Source organism: Streptomyces griseocarneus (assembly GCF_014655595.1).
Taxonomy (GTDB): domain Bacteria; phylum Actinomycetota; class Actinomycetes; order Streptomycetales; family Streptomycetaceae; genus Streptomyces; species Streptomyces griseocarneus.
On the sequence record NZ_BNBL01000009.1, the window covers coordinates 1 to 15,647 of the forward strand.

17 protein-coding genes are annotated in these 15,647 nt (G+C 70.9%); 5 read left to right on the plus strand and 12 right to left on the minus strand.

Translation table 11 applies throughout. The annotated features are described in order from the left end of the window. Nucleotides 1-310 precede the first annotated feature (310 nt). Nucleotides 311-973 (minus strand): DNA-3-methyladenine glycosylase, encoded by a 663-nt coding sequence (locus IE295_RS22020; protein ID WP_190065452.1) that lies wholly within the window; start codon nt 971-973, stop codon nt 311-313. A 61-nt stretch (nt 974-1,034) separates the two neighbouring features. Between IE295_RS22020 and IE295_RS22025 the strand changes: the two genes are divergently transcribed. Beyond that, entirely contained in the window at nt 1,035-1,817 is a 783-nt protein-coding gene (locus tag IE295_RS22025) for a sporulation protein (RefSeq protein WP_190065453.1), read from the plus strand. A 92-nt stretch (nt 1,818-1,909) separates the two neighbouring features. Here IE295_RS22025 and IE295_RS22030 read toward each other — a convergent pair whose 3' ends face one another. Both IE295_RS22030 and IE295_RS22035 read right to left on the minus strand, forming a co-directional pair. Beyond that, nucleotides 1,910-2,338, minus strand: coding sequence for a barstar family protein (locus IE295_RS22030; protein WP_190065454.1), 429 nt, complete (start codon nt 2,336-2,338; stop codon nt 1,910-1,912). Next, nucleotides 2,335-2,745 (minus strand): guanyl-specific ribonuclease, encoded by a 411-nt coding sequence (locus IE295_RS22035; RefSeq protein ID WP_190065455.1) that lies wholly within the window; start codon nt 2,743-2,745, stop codon nt 2,335-2,337. Before IE295_RS22035 ends, IE295_RS22030 begins: the two co-directional genes overlap by 4 nt. A gap of 195 nt (nt 2,746-2,940) precedes the next feature. On the opposite strand from IE295_RS22035, the gene IE295_RS22040 reads away from it, so the two are divergent. Continuing rightward, on the plus strand, nt 2,941-3,480 hold the full coding sequence (locus IE295_RS22040; RefSeq protein ID WP_190065456.1) for a YbhB/YbcL family Raf kinase inhibitor-like protein: 540 nt from the start codon (nt 2,941-2,943) through the stop codon (nt 3,478-3,480). A gap of 299 nt (nt 3,481-3,779) precedes the next feature. Here the strand turns inward: IE295_RS22040 and IE295_RS22045 are convergent, their stop codons facing one another. The 4 genes from IE295_RS22045 to IE295_RS22060 all read right to left on the minus strand — a co-directional run bounded on the left by IE295_RS22045 (nt 3,780) and on the right by IE295_RS22060 (nt 7,059). Beyond that, nucleotides 3,780-4,553, minus strand: a complete 774-nt coding sequence (locus tag IE295_RS22045) for a sulfite exporter TauE/SafE family protein (RefSeq protein WP_190065457.1) — start codon at nt 4,551-4,553, stop codon at nt 3,780-3,782. Nucleotides 4,554-4,675: 122 nt separating this feature from the next. Next, the gene (locus IE295_RS22050) at nt 4,676-5,629 is read right to left on the minus strand and encodes an SPFH domain-containing protein (RefSeq protein ID WP_190065458.1); all 954 of its coding nucleotides are present in this window, start codon (nt 5,627-5,629) and stop codon (nt 4,676-4,678) included. A gap of 127 nt (nt 5,630-5,756) precedes the next feature. After that, a complete protein-coding gene (locus IE295_RS22055) occupies nt 5,757-6,206 on the minus strand; it encodes an NfeD family protein (protein WP_190065459.1) in 450 nt (149 codons plus the stop codon). 43 nt (nt 6,207-6,249) lie between these two features. Further along, nucleotides 6,250-7,059: an ABC transporter ATP-binding protein gene (locus IE295_RS22060; RefSeq protein WP_190065460.1), complete on the minus strand. Its 810-nt coding sequence runs from the start codon at nt 7,057-7,059 to the stop codon at nt 6,250-6,252. Nucleotides 7,060-7,150: 91 nt separating this feature from the next. Here IE295_RS22060 and IE295_RS22065 point away from each other — a divergent pair, with 91 nt between their 5' ends. Next, nucleotides 7,151-7,957, plus strand: coding sequence for an Rv1486c family protein (locus IE295_RS22065; RefSeq protein ID WP_190065461.1), 807 nt, complete (start codon nt 7,151-7,153; stop codon nt 7,955-7,957). Nucleotides 7,958-8,053: 96 nt separating this feature from the next. On the opposite strand, the gene IE295_RS34295 is transcribed toward IE295_RS22065, so the two are convergent. The 4 genes from IE295_RS34295 to IE295_RS22085 all read right to left on the minus strand — a co-directional run bounded on the left by IE295_RS34295 (nt 8,054) and on the right by IE295_RS22085 (nt 10,875). Further along, a complete protein-coding gene (locus IE295_RS34295) occupies nt 8,054-8,452 on the minus strand; it encodes a chaplin (RefSeq protein WP_190065462.1) in 399 nt (132 codons plus the stop codon). A gap of 190 nt (nt 8,453-8,642) precedes the next feature. Then, entirely contained in the window at nt 8,643-8,888 is a 246-nt protein-coding gene (locus IE295_RS22075; RefSeq protein WP_224322852.1) for a chaplin, read from the minus strand. Between the two features lie 177 nt (nt 8,889-9,065). Beyond that, nucleotides 9,066-9,716 carry a response regulator gene (locus IE295_RS22080; protein WP_190065464.1) on the minus strand — a complete coding sequence of 217 codons (651 nt, stop codon included), beginning with the start codon at nt 9,714-9,716 and terminating at the stop codon, nt 9,066-9,068. Continuing rightward, nucleotides 9,709-10,875, minus strand: a complete 1,167-nt coding sequence (locus IE295_RS22085) for a GAF domain-containing sensor histidine kinase (protein ID WP_190065465.1) — start codon at nt 10,873-10,875, stop codon at nt 9,709-9,711. Before IE295_RS22085 ends, IE295_RS22080 begins: the two co-directional genes overlap by 8 nt. A 143-nt stretch (nt 10,876-11,018) precedes the next feature. On the opposite strand from IE295_RS22085, the gene IE295_RS22090 reads away from it, so the two are divergent. Continuing rightward, complete coding sequence (locus tag IE295_RS22090) at nt 11,019-11,717, plus strand: nitroreductase family protein (RefSeq protein WP_190065466.1); 699 nt, start codon at nt 11,019-11,021, stop codon at nt 11,715-11,717. A 374-nt stretch (nt 11,718-12,091) separates the two neighbouring features. After that, nucleotides 12,092-12,811, plus strand: coding sequence for a transglycosylase SLT domain-containing protein (locus tag IE295_RS22095; RefSeq protein WP_190065467.1), 720 nt, complete (start codon nt 12,092-12,094; stop codon nt 12,809-12,811). Nucleotides 12,812-12,908: 97 nt separating this feature from the next. Here the strand turns inward: IE295_RS22095 and IE295_RS22100 are convergent, their stop codons facing one another. Continuing rightward, a complete protein-coding gene (locus IE295_RS22100) occupies nt 12,909-15,467 on the minus strand; it encodes an ABC transporter ATP-binding protein/permease (protein WP_190065468.1) in 2,559 nt (852 codons plus the stop codon). Nucleotides 15,468-15,647 lie beyond the last annotated feature (180 nt).

Sequence of the window (15,647 nt, forward strand, 5' to 3'; positions counted from 1 at the left end):
TTCCTCCGGGCGCTTCCCTTCGTTGTTTCCAACCTTACCAGATCCGTTTTCCAGTCCGTTTCCGGTCCGAATTCCGTTTCCGGCCCCCTGTTGGAGCGGGGTGTTTCGCGCCTTCCGGCGTGACCGCTACGTTAGCGGATTTCCCTTGCGGCTCCTAATCGAGCCGATCGTCGTCATATTTCGGCGCACCGAAATAGATCCCGATCCGGGAAGTCCTCGCAGTAGTGGTTGTCGCCGCCCAGTAGGTACGCGCTCACAGCGCTGCCCGTCTCAAGCGGCTTGCCTACGTTAGGCCCTCTTGACGTCAGAGTCAAGCACCGTCTGAGCTCGCCTGCTTGCGCCGGTCACGCGGCACGTGGGCGCGGTAGGGACTGACCGTCGGGTCGCCGTCCGCCCAGAAGCGCCACGGGTGCGTGGCGCCCTCGCCGCCGACTCCCGTGCGCGGGCCGTTGCGTACGAGGTGTGCCGGGACGGGGTGGCCCTGCAGGACCGACAGGGGGGCGCCCGGGCCTGCGCAGACGTCCGTTCCGTTGAGTGCCCGGTCGACGTCGAGTGCCGTCGCGAGGCGGGCGGGGCCCTGGGCCAGCTCGCGGTCGCGGCGGGCCTTGGGGCGGCGGGCGCGGGCCAGGTCGGCGCCCTTGATGATCTCGCCGCCGCGGAGGAGGACGCCGCTCGCGGTGCCTTCGGGGCCGCAGACGAGGTTCAGGCTGAACCACATCCCGTAGATGAAGTAGACATAGGCGTGTCCGGGCGGCCCGAACATCGATGCGTTGCGCTCCGTGCGGCCGCGGTAGGCGTGCGAGCCGGGGTCGGATTCTCCGGCGTAGGCCTCGACCTCCGTGATGCGGAGCTCGATCCGGCCCTCGGGGGCCGTACGGACGAGCGTGCGGCCGAGGAGCTCGGGTGCGACCTCCAGCACGGGACGGTCGAAGAACTCTCGAGCCAGTGGCATACGGTCAGGCGCGGCGATCATGCCGGTCGAGCGTAGTGGAAGGGTCGGGCTCGGTCCCTGGCCCGGGGAGGTTGAAACAGCGATGGTGTTCAAGAAGCTCATGGCGAGCCTGGGCGCGGGCGGCGCGTCGGTCGAGACGGTGCTCTTCGAGGAGAACGTCGTCCCGGGCGGTGTGGTGCAGGGCGAGGTGCGCATTCAGGGCGGCTCGGTCCCGCAGCGGATCGAGGGGCTCTCGGTGGGGCTGCAGGCGCGTGTCGAGGTGGAGGGCGAGGACGGCGAGTACAAGCAGGACGTGGAGTTCACGCGCGTCCAGCTCGGCGGGGAGTTCGAGGTCCAGGCGGGGGCGGTGCACGTGGTGCCGTTCGGGCTGCAGATTCCCTGGGAGACGCCGATCACGATGTTCATGGGCCGGCACCTGACCGGGATGAGCGTGGGGGTGACGACTCACCTGGCGATCGCCCGCGCGGTGGACTCGGGTGACCTCGATCCGGTGAACGTGCACCCGATGCCGGCGCAGCAGGCGATTCTCGACGCGTTCGGGCAGCTCGGTTTCGCCTTCAAGTCGGCGGACCTGGAGCGTGGCCACATCAGCGGGACGCGGCAGCGGCTGCCGTTCTACCAGGAGATCGAGTTCCACGCTCCGGCGCAGTACCGGGGGCTGAACGAGGTCGAGCTGTCGTTCGTCGCTGACGACCGTCAGATGGACGTCGTTCTGGAGATGGACAAGAAGCCGGGCCTCTTCAGCTCGGGCAGCGACACGTACCGGTCGTTCACGGTCGATCTGCAGTCGTTCGGGGACACCGACTGGGCTGCTTATCTGAACCAGTGGCTCGCGGAGGTCGGCGGCCAGCGCAACTGGCTCTGAGCCGGACGGGCCGGGGCGCGGGCTTGCGGGCCCGTGCCCCGGCCGTCGCGTTCCCGGCCACCGTGTTCCCGGCCGCCGGCCGGCACCGCGCGTCAGCCGAGGAGGACGACCAGGGGTGACTCGGTGCCCGACCAGTAGTCGACGGCGTCGTGGAGTACGGCGAGGGCGGTGCGGGCGTCGTCCGGTGCCGATGTGGTGAAGGTGTCCCAGTCCTCGGCGAGGAGCAGGTAGCCGCGGAACTTGCCGGATCCCCACCAGGACAGGTCGGTGAGGCAGTCGGCGAGGGCGTCCCAGTTGTGGCCGAACCACTGGGGGAATTCCAGGTCGGTCGCGCACCGGTCGAGGAAGGCGGCCTTGTCGTGGACGCCGGTGAGGCGGAGCCGGGATGCCCGCCAGTCGGCCTCGGCGGCGAGGGCCGGGACGTCCTCGGGGGCGTCGGCGGGGGGCAGGCGGTAGACGCCGGGGGGCGTGGCTCCGTTGAGGAGGCCGGAAAGTCCGGGGGCGGGCAGCGGGCCGGTCATGGTTGCACCACCGCTTCGAAGGTCTGGTAGTGGTCGCTGGTGTAGTAGCGCTCGGCGTGTTCGCCGGTGATGATGCGGCGGGCGCCGCGGTTGCGGGCGCCGGGGGTGGGGACGGTGTACTCGTGGTAGTAGCCGCGGGCCTGCTTCGGGAGCCGGTTCTCGTAGTTGCCGAAGACGCTGCCGTCCTTGTCGTAGGGGAAGGGGCCGCCCTTGGCGATGAGTTCGAGGGTACGCCGGGCCTCGGGCGGCAGTCTGTCCTCGCGGACTGTCTTCATGCCCTTCGCCCAGGACGGTGCGGCCGTCGTGGCGGTGGAGGCCGGGGCCTTCTCCGTCTTCTGACCGCCCGACGAGCAGGCCGGCAGGAGCAGGAGCGGGAGGGCGGCCAGGAGGACGGCCAGCGCACGCATCACGCGACCCGCCGGTCGTCGTGGTCCCCCTCGTCGTGACCCCGGTCGTCCGTCGTGGCGAATGTGGCGGATATGACGAATGTGGCGAAGTACATGAAGCACACTCCATATGGTCGCAGTCCGGTCTCCGGCCGTGTCCCGGTGGCCTCGTTAGGCTGGCGCTCTCACCCGTCCGCTCGTACTGGAGGTGTCCCAGTGTCAGACCAGAGCAAACCGCCTCTCCCCCACGATTTCTTTCCTCCCATTCCGTCGTTCACGGTGGAGAGCGAGGACGTGACGCCCGATGCCCGGCTGAAGGGTGATCAGGTGTTCTCCAGGGGCAACGCGTCGCCGCACCTGCGCTGGGAGGGTTTCCCGGCGGGAACGAAGAGCTTCGCCGTGACGTGCTTCGACCCGGACGCGCCGACCGGCAGCGGTTTCTGGCACTGGGTCCTGTTCGACGTCCCGGCCGACGTGACCGAGCTGCCCGCCGGTGCGGCGAGCGGTGACATGAAGGAGCTGCCGGCGGGCGCGGTGCACGCGCGCAACGACTACGGGAGCAAGGACTTCGGCGGTGCCGCGCCGCCGCCCGGGGACGGCCCGCACCGTTATGTGTTCAACGTGTACGCGGTGGACCAGGAGAAGCTGGGGCCGGACGCGGACGCCTCGCCGGCCGTGGTGGGTTTCCACCTGCGGTTCCACTCGCTCGCGCGGGCGCAGCTGATCGGCGTGTACGAGGTGCCGGCCGAGGGCTGACGTCCGTACGCCCCGTCAGGCGTGCGTGCGCGACCTGAAATTCCGTTGCGCCCCGCCGCCCCGGACCGCACAGTGGTGGTGCTTGGCTGACGGCTTCGCATGCGGCCGTCGGGCAGCGGATACCGCAGTGGCGGGGGCGGCGGGGCGCACGCGCGCCGGCCGTCTGCCGGAGGCCGGTTCTGCGCCGGGTGACCGCGTCCGCTGTCATACGCTCCGGGCCCGTGTTCGATACGGGGGAAGGGCCCGGAGCGTTCCCCCCGCCCTCCCTCCCGTTCGGCGGCCAAGCCAACCGCGGATGGCTACTTGAGCAGCATCTGCGCGATCGCGACGACACCGACCGCGACGATGACCGCGCGCAGTGCCGTGGGCGGCAGGCGGCGGCCGACCTTGGCGCCTATCTGGCCGCCGACGGCGGAACCGGCGGCGATGAGCAGGACGGCGAGCCAGTCGACGTCGGCGACGAAGACGAAGAAGAGCGCGGCGACGCCGTTGACGATGACGGCCAGGACGTTCTTGAGGGCGTTGACGCGCTGGAGTTCGTCGTGGAGCAGTACGCCCATGAGGGAGAGGTACAGGACGCCCTGGGCTGCGCCGAAGTAGCCGCCGTAGACGCTGGAGAGCAGCAGTCCGGCGAGCAGGGCGACGCCGCCGTCGGTGGGGGCCTCGGTGCCGTTGCGTTCGCGGCGGCGGGCCAGGGCGCGGGCGAGCCGGGGCTGGAGGACGACGAGCACCAGGGCGAGGGCGATGAGCGCGGGGACGATGGCGTCGAAGGCCGCCGACGGCAGGGCGAGGAGCAGGATGGCGCCGGCGAGCCCGCCGACGAGGGCGGTCAGGCCGAAGCGCAGGATCCGGCCCTTCTGGCCCCGCAGTTCGCGGCGGTAGCCGATGGCGCCGCTGATGCTGCCGGGGACGAGGCCGAGGGTGTTGGAGACGTTGGCCGTGATCGGGGGCAGTCCGGTGGCGAGGAGCACCGGGAAGGTGATGAGGGTGCCGGAGCCGACGATGGTGTTGATGGTGCCGGCGCCGATGCCGGCCGCGAGGATCGCGAGTGCTTCCCAGATGGACAACGCCATCTCCTTACGTCAGTGTGTCGCCTCCCCGCCGTCAGAGGTCGGGGGGCCGCACTGATCATGCACGAGACGGGTCGCGTCGCGACAGGCCGTCGGGGCGTCAGGTGGGGAGCCCGTTCGGCGCGCTAGTCGATGGGGGGCTGCTCGCGGCGCGGGCGGGGGCTCTCCTTGGTGGTCCTCGGGGCGCTGCCGCCGCCCGAGCCCATGGGGCCGAAATTGCCGACGGCTCCGCTGAGGCCCTTGAGGGCGTCGCCGATCTCGCTGGGCACGATCCAGAGCTTGTTGGCGTCGCCCTCGGCGATCTTCGGGAGCATCTGGAGGTACTGGTAGGCGAGCAGCTTCTCGTCGGCGTCGCCGGCGTGGATGGACTCGAAGACCGTGCGGATCGCCTGGGCCTCGCCCTCGGCGCGCAGCGCGGCGGCGCGGGCCTCGCCCTCGGCCCGGAGGATGGCGGACTGCTTCTCGCCCTCGGCGGTGAGGATCTGGGACTGGCGGATGCCCTCGGCGGTGAGGATGGCGGCGCGCTTGTCGCGGTCGGCGCGCATCTGCTTCTCCATCGAGTCCTGGATGGAGGTGGGGGGCTCGATGGCCTTGAGCTCGACGCGGTTGACGCGGATGCCCCACTTGCCGGTGGCCTCGTCGAGGACTCCGCGCAGGGCGGCGTTGATCTCCTCGCGGGAGGTGAGGGTCCGCTCGAGGTCCATGCCGCCGATGATGTTGCGCAGGGTGGTGACGGTGAGCTGCTCGATGGCCTGGATGAAGCTGGAGACCTCGTACGTCGCCGCGCGGGCGTCGGTCACCTGGTAGTAGATGACGGTGTCGATGTTGACGACGAGGTTGTCCTGGGTGATCACCGGCTGCGGCGGGAACGGCACGACCTGCTCGCGGAGGTCGATGCGGTTGCGGATGGAGTCGATGAAGGGGACGACGATGTTCAGGCCCGCGTTGAGGGTGCGGGTGTAGCGGCCGAAGCGCTCGACGATGGCGGCGCTGGCCTGCGGAATGACCTGAACCGTCTTCATGAGGGCGATGAAGACGAGCACCACCAGGATGATCAGGACGATGATGATCGGTTCCATCGTGGCTCCAGCTCCCCGTGCCTGTGTCGTTGCCTGTGTCGTTGGACTTGATCAGTCTTTCAGAACACGGTCCCGCCGTGCAGGCGTTGGCCGCAGGTCGTCCGTAAGGCACCTCTTCGACGGCGGGTCACATCACCACGGCCGTCGCACCGTCGATCTCGACGACGTCGACCTGCTCGCCGACCTCGTGGACCCGGCCCGGGTCGAGGGAGCGGGCGGACCAGATCTCGCCGGCGAGCTTGATGCGGCCGCCGCTGCCGTCGACCTGTTCGAGGACGACGGCCTGGCGGCCCCTGAGGGCGTCGATGCCCGATTTCAGCTCGGGGCGGCGGGAGCGCTGCCGGTTGGCGAGGGGGCGCACGACGGCGATGAGGGCGACGGAGACGACGGCGAAGACGACGACCTGGGCCACCATGCCGCCGTGCAGGGCGGCGGTGACCGCGGCGGCGACGGCTCCGACCGCGAACATGCCGAACTCCGGCATGGCGGTCAGCACCAGCGGAATACCCAGCCCGACGGCGGCTACGAGCCACCAGACCCATGTGTCCACATGGTCATGGTAGGGGCGGGGGCCCATCGCCGGACAGGGCGCCGGGGCGCCCTGTCGCGGCCTCCGGCCGTCAGGACATCGGCAGACCCTGGGCGGTCCACCGGTCGCCGCGGCGCTCGACGACCAGGGGCAGGCCGAAGCAGTGCGAGAGGTTGCGGGAGGTGAGCTCGAGCTCGATGGGGCCGGCGGCGAGCACCTTGCCCTGGCGGATCATCAGGACGTGGGTGAAGCCGGGGGCGATCTCCTCGACGTGGTGGGTGACCATGACCATCGAGGGGGCGAGGGGGTCCCGGGCGAGCCGGCCGAGGCGGCGGACGAGGTCCTCGCGGCCGCCGAGGTCGAGGCCGGCGGCGGGCTCGTCGAGCATGAGCAGCTCGGGGTCGGTCATCATCGCGCGGGCGATGAGGGTGCGCTTGCGCTCGCCCTCGGAGAGGGTGCCGAACTTCCGGTCCAGGAAGTCCGTCATGCCCAGCACGTCGAGGAAGGCGCGGGCGCGCTGCTCGTCGACCTCCTCGTAGCTCTCCTGCCAGTGGGCCGTCATGCCGTAGGCGGCGGTGAGGACGGTCTCCAGGACCGTCTGGCTGCGCGGCAGCTTGTCGGCGAGGGCGATGCCCGCCATGCCGATGCGGGGGCGCAGGTCGAAGACGTCGACGGCCCCGAGCTTCTCACCGAGGATCCGGGCGGTGCCCTTGGTGGGGAACAGGTAGCTGGAGGCGACATTGAGGAGGGTGGTCTTGCCGGCACCGTTGGGGCCGAGGATCACCCAGCGCTCGCCCTCCTTGACCGACCAGGAGACCTGGTCCACCAGAGCCCGGCCCTCGCGGACCACGGATACGTCCACCAGTTCCAGCACATCGCTCATGAGCGCGTTGTCTCCCATTGCAGTCGCGTCGTCGCTTGCGCCTGTCGGCGCAGCCCCCAAGGAAAACCTACGCCACCGGTTGTGGATGGCAGTCCCTAGGCTGGGGGCCATGCTCGATGAACCTCGCTCAGGACGGCTCGCCGCATGGGGAAATGCCCTGCTTGCCGGATTTGCCGCCCCGGATGACGCGGCCCACCACATCACCGGACGTGACGCGGTCCACCGTGTCACCGGTCTGCCCGGCGAGTCCGGGCCCGTCGGCCTGACCCTGGCCCTGGGGCGGCTGCGTACCCTCGGGGCGACGGGGCTGCGCCTGGCGCTGCCGGCGCCCGGGCACCCGCTGGGGCTGAGCGGGCCCCCGGAGTTCAACGCGCGCGCCCTGGAGGCCGGGGAGGCCGTCGTCGCCTCGGGCGCGGCGCTGGGGCTCGTACCGGAGGTGTACGAGGCGGGGCCCGAGGGCGATGTGCACGTGGAGGTCCTCTGGCACTGCCTGCCCGTGCGGGAGGCGCCGCCCGCGGACGTGCCGTCGCTGTCGGAGGCCGAGCGGGAGCTGGCCGAGGCGATGCGCGAGGCGACCGAGGTGCTCATCCGGCTGGACGTGGCCGGCTCCGGGCCGGTGGCCCAGGCGGCGCTGGAGGCCTACCGGGCGCGGGCCGAGCGCGGGGGCGAGGTGCTGGCGCCCGGCTACCCGCCGCGCGCGGTGCGGGTGCTGGAGCTCGCCCGGCGGGTGGGGGCGCTGATCTCCATCGCCTACGAGCCGGGGGACCGCGAGGGCCGTGAGCACGGCGGCGCGGTGAGCGCCTCGGAGATCGCGGCGCGGTCGGCCGCGCTGCGCCCTGTGGAGCGCACCGCCCGGCGGGCCCAGGTGGCCGCGTACAACGCCATGGTGGAGGAGCGGGACCGGCACCGGGGCTGACGGGCACCGGCGCCGGGCACGGGAAGGCCCCGCGGACCGCGGTCCGCGGGGCCTTCCCGCCCGTGCGCTCATGCGCCCCCTCGGGGACGCAGAGCGTCAGTGGTCGTGGTGGTGACCACCGTCGTGGTGGCCGTTGTCGTGGTGGCCGCCGTTGTCGTGGTGGCCGCCGTCGTGGTGGTGACGTCCGCCCTCGTGGTGCTCGTGGTGCTCCTCGTGGGTGTAGCCGTGCTTGACGCCGTCGTTGACGCAGGTGTTCCCGAAGGTCGGGTTCAGCAGGCCGACGATGTCGATGGTGTTGCCGCAGAGGTTGATCGGGATGGCGATCGGCACCTGGATGACGTTGCCCGAGACGACGCCCGGGGAGCCCTTCGCGACGCCCGAGGCCAGGGCCCCGCCGAAGCCGTCGTCGCCGTGGGCCAGGGCGGGCGCCACAGAGGCGCTGAGGGCGACGCCTGCGGCGGCCAGAGCGAGGGCGGCCTTCTTGGCACTGTTCATGAGGTGGTCTTCCTTTGAGATGACTGACCTTGCCGGCCCCTGCCATGGGGTCGTGCACTGATGAACGCCAGTGCACCGCCGATGGCACGGCCATCGGCGGTGTTTGCCCTCGTTCGGACGATTGATCACCCCTCGGATGTCGGCTCCACAGGGGCGGAGCCGGCCGGACCGCGAGGCGGGATCGCGCCGGTTACTGGTTGACGCAGGTGTTGCCGAGCGCCGAGTTGAACAGCCCGACGACGCTGATGGTGTTGCCGCAGACGTTCACGGGGACGGAGACCGGCGCCTGGACGACGTTGCCGGAGACGACGCCCGGGTTGCCCTTCGACTCGGCGCTCGCGCCGTGCCCGCCGTGCGCGGAGGCGGCACCGGCGCCGGCCAGGGCGAGACCGCCGACGGCGAGGGTGACGGCAGCGGCCTTCTTCATGTTCTTCACTCTTTCTGTGACCTTCCTGGGAGTGTTTCCGGAGCGTCGCCACGACCGGCTGCCGCGGTTACGCCATGGAAAACGCCCCTGGGCCATTCGGGTTGCGCCGGCGGGCGGCTTATCACACGACCGCATGAATCGCTGATCAGAACGTGACGTTCAGCTACCGCCCGGTACGGCGCGGGCTCAGGCCCCGATCCCGTGGCGGACGGCCCACAGCGCCGCCTGGGTGCGGTCGGCGAGGTCGAGCTTCATCAGGATGTTCGACACGTGCGTCTTGACGGTCTTCTCCGACAGCACGAGCGCCCGCGCGATCTCGCGGTTGGAGCGGCCGTCCGCGATCAGGGCGAGCACCTCGCGCTCCCGGTCGGTGAGCGAGCCGCCCCGTCCCTGCCCGCCGTTGCCGGCCTCGTCCTGGGAGAGCAGGGCGCCGGCCACCTCGGACTGGAGCAGCACGTGCCCGGCGTGCACGGACCTGATGGCGCCGGCGAGGGCGTCGGGGTCCACGTCCTTGTAGACGTAGCCCGCGGCGCCGGCGCGCAGGGCGGGGACGACGGTCCGCTGCTCGGTGAAGCTGGTGACGATCAGCACCCGGGCGGGGTTGCCGAGCTCCCTGAGCTTGCGCAGCGCCTCGATGCCGTCCATGCCGGGCATCTTCACGTCCATCAGGACGACGTCCGGCCGCAGCTCCTCGGCGCGCTCGACGCCCTCCTCGCCGTTCGCGGCCTCGCCCACCACCTCTATGTCGTCCTGGACCTCCAGGAACGTGCGCAGCCCGCGCCGGACGACCTGGTGGTCGTCGACCAGCAGGACCTTCACCACCTTGGCCTCAGCCACCGGGCACCTCCATCTCGATCGCGGTGCCCTTGCCGGGCTCCGAGTCCACGGTCAGCCTGCCGCCGACCCCGTCCGCGCGGTCGCGCATGGACACCAGCCCCAGGTGGCGGCCGGCCCGGCGGACGCCCGAGGGGTCGAAGCCCCGTCCGTCGTCGCGCACGCGCAGGGCGGCGCCGTGGCCGAGGCGGGTGAGGGTGACCTCGACGGCCGAGGCGCCGGAGTGGCGCAGGGCGTTGTGCAGCGCTTCCTGCGCCACGCGCAGCAGGGCCTCCTCCTGGGCGGCGGGCAGCGCCCGTACGCCGTGGGCGGCGAAGGTGACGTGGGCGGCGTGGGCCCGGTCCAGGACCTTGACGTGGGTGCGCAGGGTGGCGACCAGGCCGTCCTCGTCGAGGCCCGCGGGGCGCAGCTCGACGACGGCGGCGCGCAGTTCGTCGGCGGCCTCCGCGGCCAGGCGGGCGACTTCGTGCAGCTCGCCCTTGGCGCGGGCGGGGTCGCGGTCGACGAGGGCGGCGGCGGCCTGGGCGGTCAGGCGCAGGGAGAAGAGCTTCTGGGAGACGGCGTCGTGGAGCTCGTGCGCGAGGCGGGCGCGCTCGCCGGCGATGGTCAGCTCGCGGCTGCGTTCGTAGAGCCGGGCGTTGGTGAGGGCTATGGCGGCGTGCTGGGCGAGGACGGCCAGGAGCTGCTCGTCGTCGGCGGTGAAGCCGCAGCCGGTGCGGCGCTCGCCGGGGGTGTCCCGGGTGGTGTCCCGCTTCTTGTTGGCGAGGAACAGGGCGCCGAGGATGTCCTCGCCGTCGGCGACGGGCATGCCGAGGAAGTCGCTCATGTCGGGGTGGGCGTCGGGCCAGCCCTCGAAGCGGGGGTCCTGGCGGACGTCGGCGAGGCGCTGGGGGGTGGCCTCCTGGAGCATCGCGGCGAGGATGCCGTGCTGGCGGGGCAGGGGGCCGATGGCCTTCCACTCCTCGTCGCTGACGCCGTCGACGACGAACTGGGCGAAGCCGCCGTGGTCGTCGGGGACGCCCAGGGCGGCGTACTCGGCGTCCAGCAGTTCACGGGCGGAGACGACGATCGTCTTGAGGACGTCGCGCACCTCCAGGTGGCGGCTCATGGCGAGCAGTGCGGTGCTCACGGCCGTGAGGCCGGAGCGGGGGCCGTTGGTCATGGGATCACCGTATCCAGCGCCGCCGGGCCGGGGATCGGGCCCGGGGCGGCCGCGGCTGGGTCGTCGGGCTTAGGCCGGTGGTCGGGGCCGTTCGGCCCGCACGGGCACGACTGGCCGTGGCCCGGCGGGGGAAGACTCCCGCCATGTCTATACCAATGCAGTGGACGCCCACCCACGGCGAGCCCTACCGGCCCGTGCCGTACCGGCCGGAGCGGATGCCCGCCGAGGAGTCGCTGGCCCGCGCCGCCGAGCTGCGGGAGCGGATGGGGCGCCGGCGGACGGTGCGGCAGTTCTCCGCCGAGCCCGTGCCCGAGCAGGTGGTGAAGGACGCGATCGCCTGTGCCGCCACGGCGCCCTCCGGGGCGCACCAGCAGCCGTGGACGTTCGTCCTGGTCAAGGATCCGCAGGTGCGGCGGCGCATCCGTGCGGCCGCCGAGGAGGAGGAGCGGATCTCCTACGAGGGGCGGCTGGGCGAGGAGTGGCTGGCGGCGCTGCGGCCGCTGGGTACGGACGGGGTCAAGCCGCACCTGACGGACGCGCCCGCGCTGATCGTGGTCTTCCAGCAGCGCTACTGGCTGGGCGAGGACGGCGTCAGGCGCAAGCACTACTACGTGGACGAGTCGGTCGGCATCGCAGTGGGGATGCTGCTGTCCGCGCTGCACCTGTCGGGGCTGGCGGCGCTGGTGCACACGCCGAGCCCGATGCGGTTCCTGTCCGAGGTGCTGGGGCGGCCGGCGAACGAGAAGGCGTTCGCGGTGATCCCGGTGGGGTATCCGGCGGGGGACTGCCGGGTGCCGGACCTGGTGCGCAAGACGCTGGAGCAGGTGCTGGTCGAGATCTGAGCGGTCCCAGCCACCCGAGCAACGTTGCACCGTTTTTGATCGCAAACGCTACGCACTGATTCGCTCACACCGGGTGAGGGAGCGCCACCCCCGGTGTGAGCCCGCTCATGGGACGCAGGTCACGTACGAAGCGGCCTAGTGGAGGCCTAAAGCGGTCATAAGCATCGCCCCGAGCAGGGAGCGAGCCGTTTTGCCAGGCCCTTGGTCCCGCCGCTCGCAACGAAGCGGGATAGTACGTCACACCTTTGCCACACCTTTTTGCAGCCGCTAAGAATTGCCCCCGTCGCACGGCGCCGTCGATCGAGACGCGGCGCTTACTTCGCGCCGATCCGGGCCTGATGCGACTCAAGCGACTGGAAGAGGTTCAGCTCAGCATGCGCTCCCCCATCTCCGGCTATTCCCGCCTGACCAAGGTCCACAAGTTCTCCGCCGCCGGCATCGCCGCGGCCGGTGCCGCCGCCCTGGTGTTCGCGGCCGTTCCGAGCGGCTCCGCCGACGCCGAGCAGTCGGCCGCCGTGAAGCCGGTCGCCTGGAACGCCTCCGCTTTCGGTGAGACCCAGCAGGACGAGCTGACCAAGCAGTCGGACAACGCCGCCAAGCAGGCCAAGGCCGAGGCCGAGGCCAACAAGAAGAAGGCCGAGGCGGACGCCAAGGCGAAGGCCGACAAGGAGCGCGCCGAGAAGGAGGCCGCGAGCCGTTCCCAGGAGCGCAAGCCGGTCCAGGCCGCCCCCGCCGCTCCGGCTCCGGCCCCGGCCCCGGCCCCGAAGACCTACGCCAACAACCTTGACGGCTGGATCAAGGAGGCGATGGACATCATGAAGGCCAAGGGCATCCCCGGCTCGTACAACGGCATCTACCGCAACATCATGCGGGAGTCCACGGGCAACCCCAACGCCATCAACAACTGGGACTCCAACGCCGCCGCCGGCATCCCCTCCAAGGGCCTGCTCCAGGTGATCGACCCGACCTTCAAGGCGTACCACGTCGACGGCACCTCCTGGAACATCTACGACCCGGTCGCCAACATCACCGCCGCGTGCAACTACGCGTGGAAGGTCTACGGCTCCATGGACAACGTCAACTCGGCGTACTGATCAGCCCAGCCCTCCTGAGGGCGGCGGACAGCGCATGCGCCGAAGGGCGGCACCCGCGAACCGGGTGCCGCCCTTCGGCGTGTGCGCGCTGTGGCGACTACTTGCGCATGACCTCGGGCTCGTGGCGGCGCAGCAGGCGCGCGACCGCGAAGCCGCAGGCGACGCCGATCGCGATGAGGGCGATCATGTCGAGGCCCCACGTCGCCGCGCTGTGCTCCCACAGCGGGTCGAGGTTCTTGGGGTTGCCCTTGTCCATGGGCGCCATGATGTGGGACAGGTCCAGCGTGGCACCGGCGGCGCCGATGGCCCAGCGGGAGGGCATCAGCCAGGCGAACTGCTCGATGCCCGGCGAGTCGTAGATCTTGAACATGATGCCGGTGAAGACGACCTGGACGATCGCGAACATCACCAGCAGCGGCATGGTCTTCTCGGCGGTCTTCACCAGCGAGGAGATGACCAGGCCGATCATCATCGAGGTGAAGCCCAGCGCGATGATCACCAGGCAGAGCTCGGCGGCGGGCAGGGCCTTGATGATCACGCCCTCGTCCGGCAGCGCGCGGATCGAGAAGCCGATGGCGCAGATGACGACGCCCTGCACCGCGGTGATCACGCCGAGGACGATGACCTTGGACATCAGGTACGCCGAGCGGGACAGGCCGACGGCCCGCTCCCGTTCGTAGATGACCCGTTCCTTGATCAGCTCACGGACGGAGTTGGCCGCGCCGGAGAAGCACGCGCCGACCGCGAGGATCAGCATGATCGTGCCGGCGTCCTGGTTGAAGTGGCCCTTGCTGGGCGCGCCCAGTCCGAAGTCGGACGGGATGACGGTGCTGACGCCGCCGAGGACGGCGGGGAGGAGCAGCATCAGGGCCAGGAAGCCGCGGTCGGAGGCGATGACCGAGGAGTAGCGGCGCATCAGCGTCCACAGCTGGGAGCCCCAGCTCTGCGGCACCGGCGGCCGGACCATCTGCGGCTGGACGTGGACGGACTGCGGGGCGACGGCGTCGATGTCGGCCGCGTACATCTGGTAGTGCTGCGAGCCCTTCCAGCGGCCCGCCCAGTCGTAGTCGCGGTAGTTCTCGAACGCCGAGAAGACGTCGGCCCAGGTCTCGTAGCCGAAGAAGTTGAGCGCCTCCTCGGGCGGGCCGAAGTAGGCCACCGAGCCGCCCGGCGCCATCACCAGCAGCTTGTCGCACAGCGCCAGCTCGGCGACGGAGTGGGTGACCACCAGGACCGTGCGGCCGTCGTCGGCCAGGCCGCGCAGCAGCTGCATGACGTCGCGGTCCATGCCCGGGTCGAGGCCCGAGGTGGGCTCGTCCAGGAAGATCAGCGACGGCTTGGTCAGCAGCTCCAGGGCGACCGAGACGCGCTTGCGCTGGCCGCCGGAGAGGGCGGTGACCTTCTTGTCCTTGTGGATGTCGAGCTTGAGCTCGCGCAGCACCTCGTCGATGCGGGCCTCGCGCTCGGAGGCCGCGGTGTCGCCGGGGAAGCGGAGCTTGGCGGCGTAGCGCAGCGCCTTCCGGACGGTGAGCTCCTTGTGCAGGATGTCGTCCTGCGGGACCAGACCGATGCGCTGGCGCAGCTCGGCGAACTGCTTGTACAGGTTTCGGTTGTCGTAGAGGACGTCACCCTGGTTGGCGGGCCGGTAGCCGGTGAGCGCCTTGAGGAGGGTGGACTTGCCGGAGCCGGAGGGGCCGATGACGGCGATCAGCGACTTCTCGGGGACGCCGAAGGAGACGTCCTTGAGGATCTGCTTGCCGCCGTCGACGGTGACCGTCAGGTGGCGCGCGGAGAAGGAGACGTCACCGGTGTCGACGAACTCCTCGAGCCGGTCGCCGACCAGCCGGAAGGTCGAGTGACCGACACCGACGATGTCGTTGGGGCCGATGATCTGCTGGCGGACCGGCTGACCGTTGACGTAGGTGCCGTTGTGGCTGCCGAGGTCGACGATCTCGAAGCCGCCGGCGGTGGCCCGGAACTCCGCGTGGTGGCGGGAGACCTGGAGGTCGGAGACGACCAGCTCGTTGTCGAGGGCACGACCGATGCGCATCACGCGGCCGACGGCCATCTGGTGGAAGCTGGTCGGGCTGCGGTCGCCGTAGACGGGCGGGGCGGCGCCGCCGGCGGGCGGCTGCGCGGGCTGGGCCTGCTGCGGGACGTACGCCTGCTGCTGGGGCTCCTGCCATCCCTGCTGCTGCGGGGGCTGCTGGTACTGCTGCTGTCCGGGCCACCCCTGGCCGCCGGACGCCTGGCCCGGCTGCTGGTACTGCTGCGGGGGCTGCTGTCCGTGCTGCTGCACGGGCGAGGCCAGGGCGGTGTGCGCGCTGTACAGGTCGGCGGCCGGGGCCCCGGGAGCACCGGAGAAATTCAGCCGCGGGCCGTCCGTCGCGTTGCCGAGGTGCACCGCGGAGCCGGGACCGATCTCGGTCTGGTGGATCCGCTGGCCCTGGACGAAGGTGCCGTTGGTGCTGCCGTGGTCCTCGATGATCCAGCCGCGTCCGCCCCAGCGGACGGTGGCGTGCCGCCATGAGACCCGGGCGTCCTCCAGCACCATGTCACCCTGCGGATCACGTCCGAGGGTGTATGCCCGGGACGGGTCCAACGCCCAGGTCTGTCCATTCAATTCCAGTACGAGTTCCGGCACTCCATGCCCCACTACTTGTCCCCCGATGAGCCCCCTGCACGGGGAGTCTAGGGATGGCGAACATCGGGAGGAACTATTTCAGGCGCAGTCCCTCAACCGAAAGTCGGGAGTGACGCGACCGTGTACCGGCCCTGTAACAGGCGCCGTTGACCGATGCGAAACACGCCCTGACAGTAGTAACCGCCCATGGAT

Excerpts from the sequence above, each read along its gene's own strand:
- IE295_RS22095 (WP_190065467.1), top strand. The coding sequence starts at position 12,092 with ATGCGCTCCCCCATCTCCGGCTATTCCCGCCTGACCAAGGTCCACAAG.
- IE295_RS22090 (WP_190065466.1), top strand. The coding sequence starts at position 11,019 with ATGTCTATACCAATGCAGTGGACGCCCACCCACGGCGAGCCCTACCGG.
- IE295_RS22085 (WP_190065465.1), bottom strand. The coding sequence starts at position 10,875 with ATGACCAACGGCCCCCGCTCCGGCCTCACGGCCGTGAGCACCGCACTG.
- IE295_RS22020 (WP_190065452.1), bottom strand. The coding sequence starts at position 973 with ATGATCGCCGCGCCTGACCGTATGCCACTGGCTCGAGAGTTCTTCGAC.
- IE295_RS22025 (WP_190065453.1), top strand. The coding sequence starts at position 1,035 with ATGGTGTTCAAGAAGCTCATGGCGAGCCTGGGCGCGGGCGGCGCGTCG.
- IE295_RS22065 (WP_190065461.1), top strand. The coding sequence starts at position 7,151 with ATGCTCGATGAACCTCGCTCAGGACGGCTCGCCGCATGGGGAAATGCC.
- IE295_RS22045 (WP_190065457.1), bottom strand. The coding sequence starts at position 4,553 with ATGGCGTTGTCCATCTGGGAAGCACTCGCGATCCTCGCGGCCGGCATC.
- IE295_RS22055 (WP_190065459.1), bottom strand. The coding sequence starts at position 6,206 with ATGGGCCCCCGCCCCTACCATGACCATGTGGACACATGGGTCTGGTGG.
- IE295_RS22060 (WP_190065460.1), bottom strand. The coding sequence starts at position 7,059 with ATGGGAGACAACGCGCTCATGAGCGATGTGCTGGAACTGGTGGACGTA.
- IE295_RS22035 (WP_190065455.1), bottom strand. The coding sequence starts at position 2,745 with ATGCGTGCGCTGGCCGTCCTCCTGGCCGCCCTCCCGCTCCTGCTCCTG.
- IE295_RS34295 (WP_190065462.1), bottom strand. The coding sequence starts at position 8,452 with ATGAACAGTGCCAAGAAGGCCGCCCTCGCTCTGGCCGCCGCAGGCGTC.
- IE295_RS22050 (WP_190065458.1), bottom strand. The coding sequence starts at position 5,629 with ATGGAACCGATCATCATCGTCCTGATCATCCTGGTGGTGCTCGTCTTC.
- IE295_RS22030 (WP_190065454.1), bottom strand. The coding sequence starts at position 2,338 with ATGACCGGCCCGCTGCCCGCCCCCGGACTTTCCGGCCTCCTCAACGGA.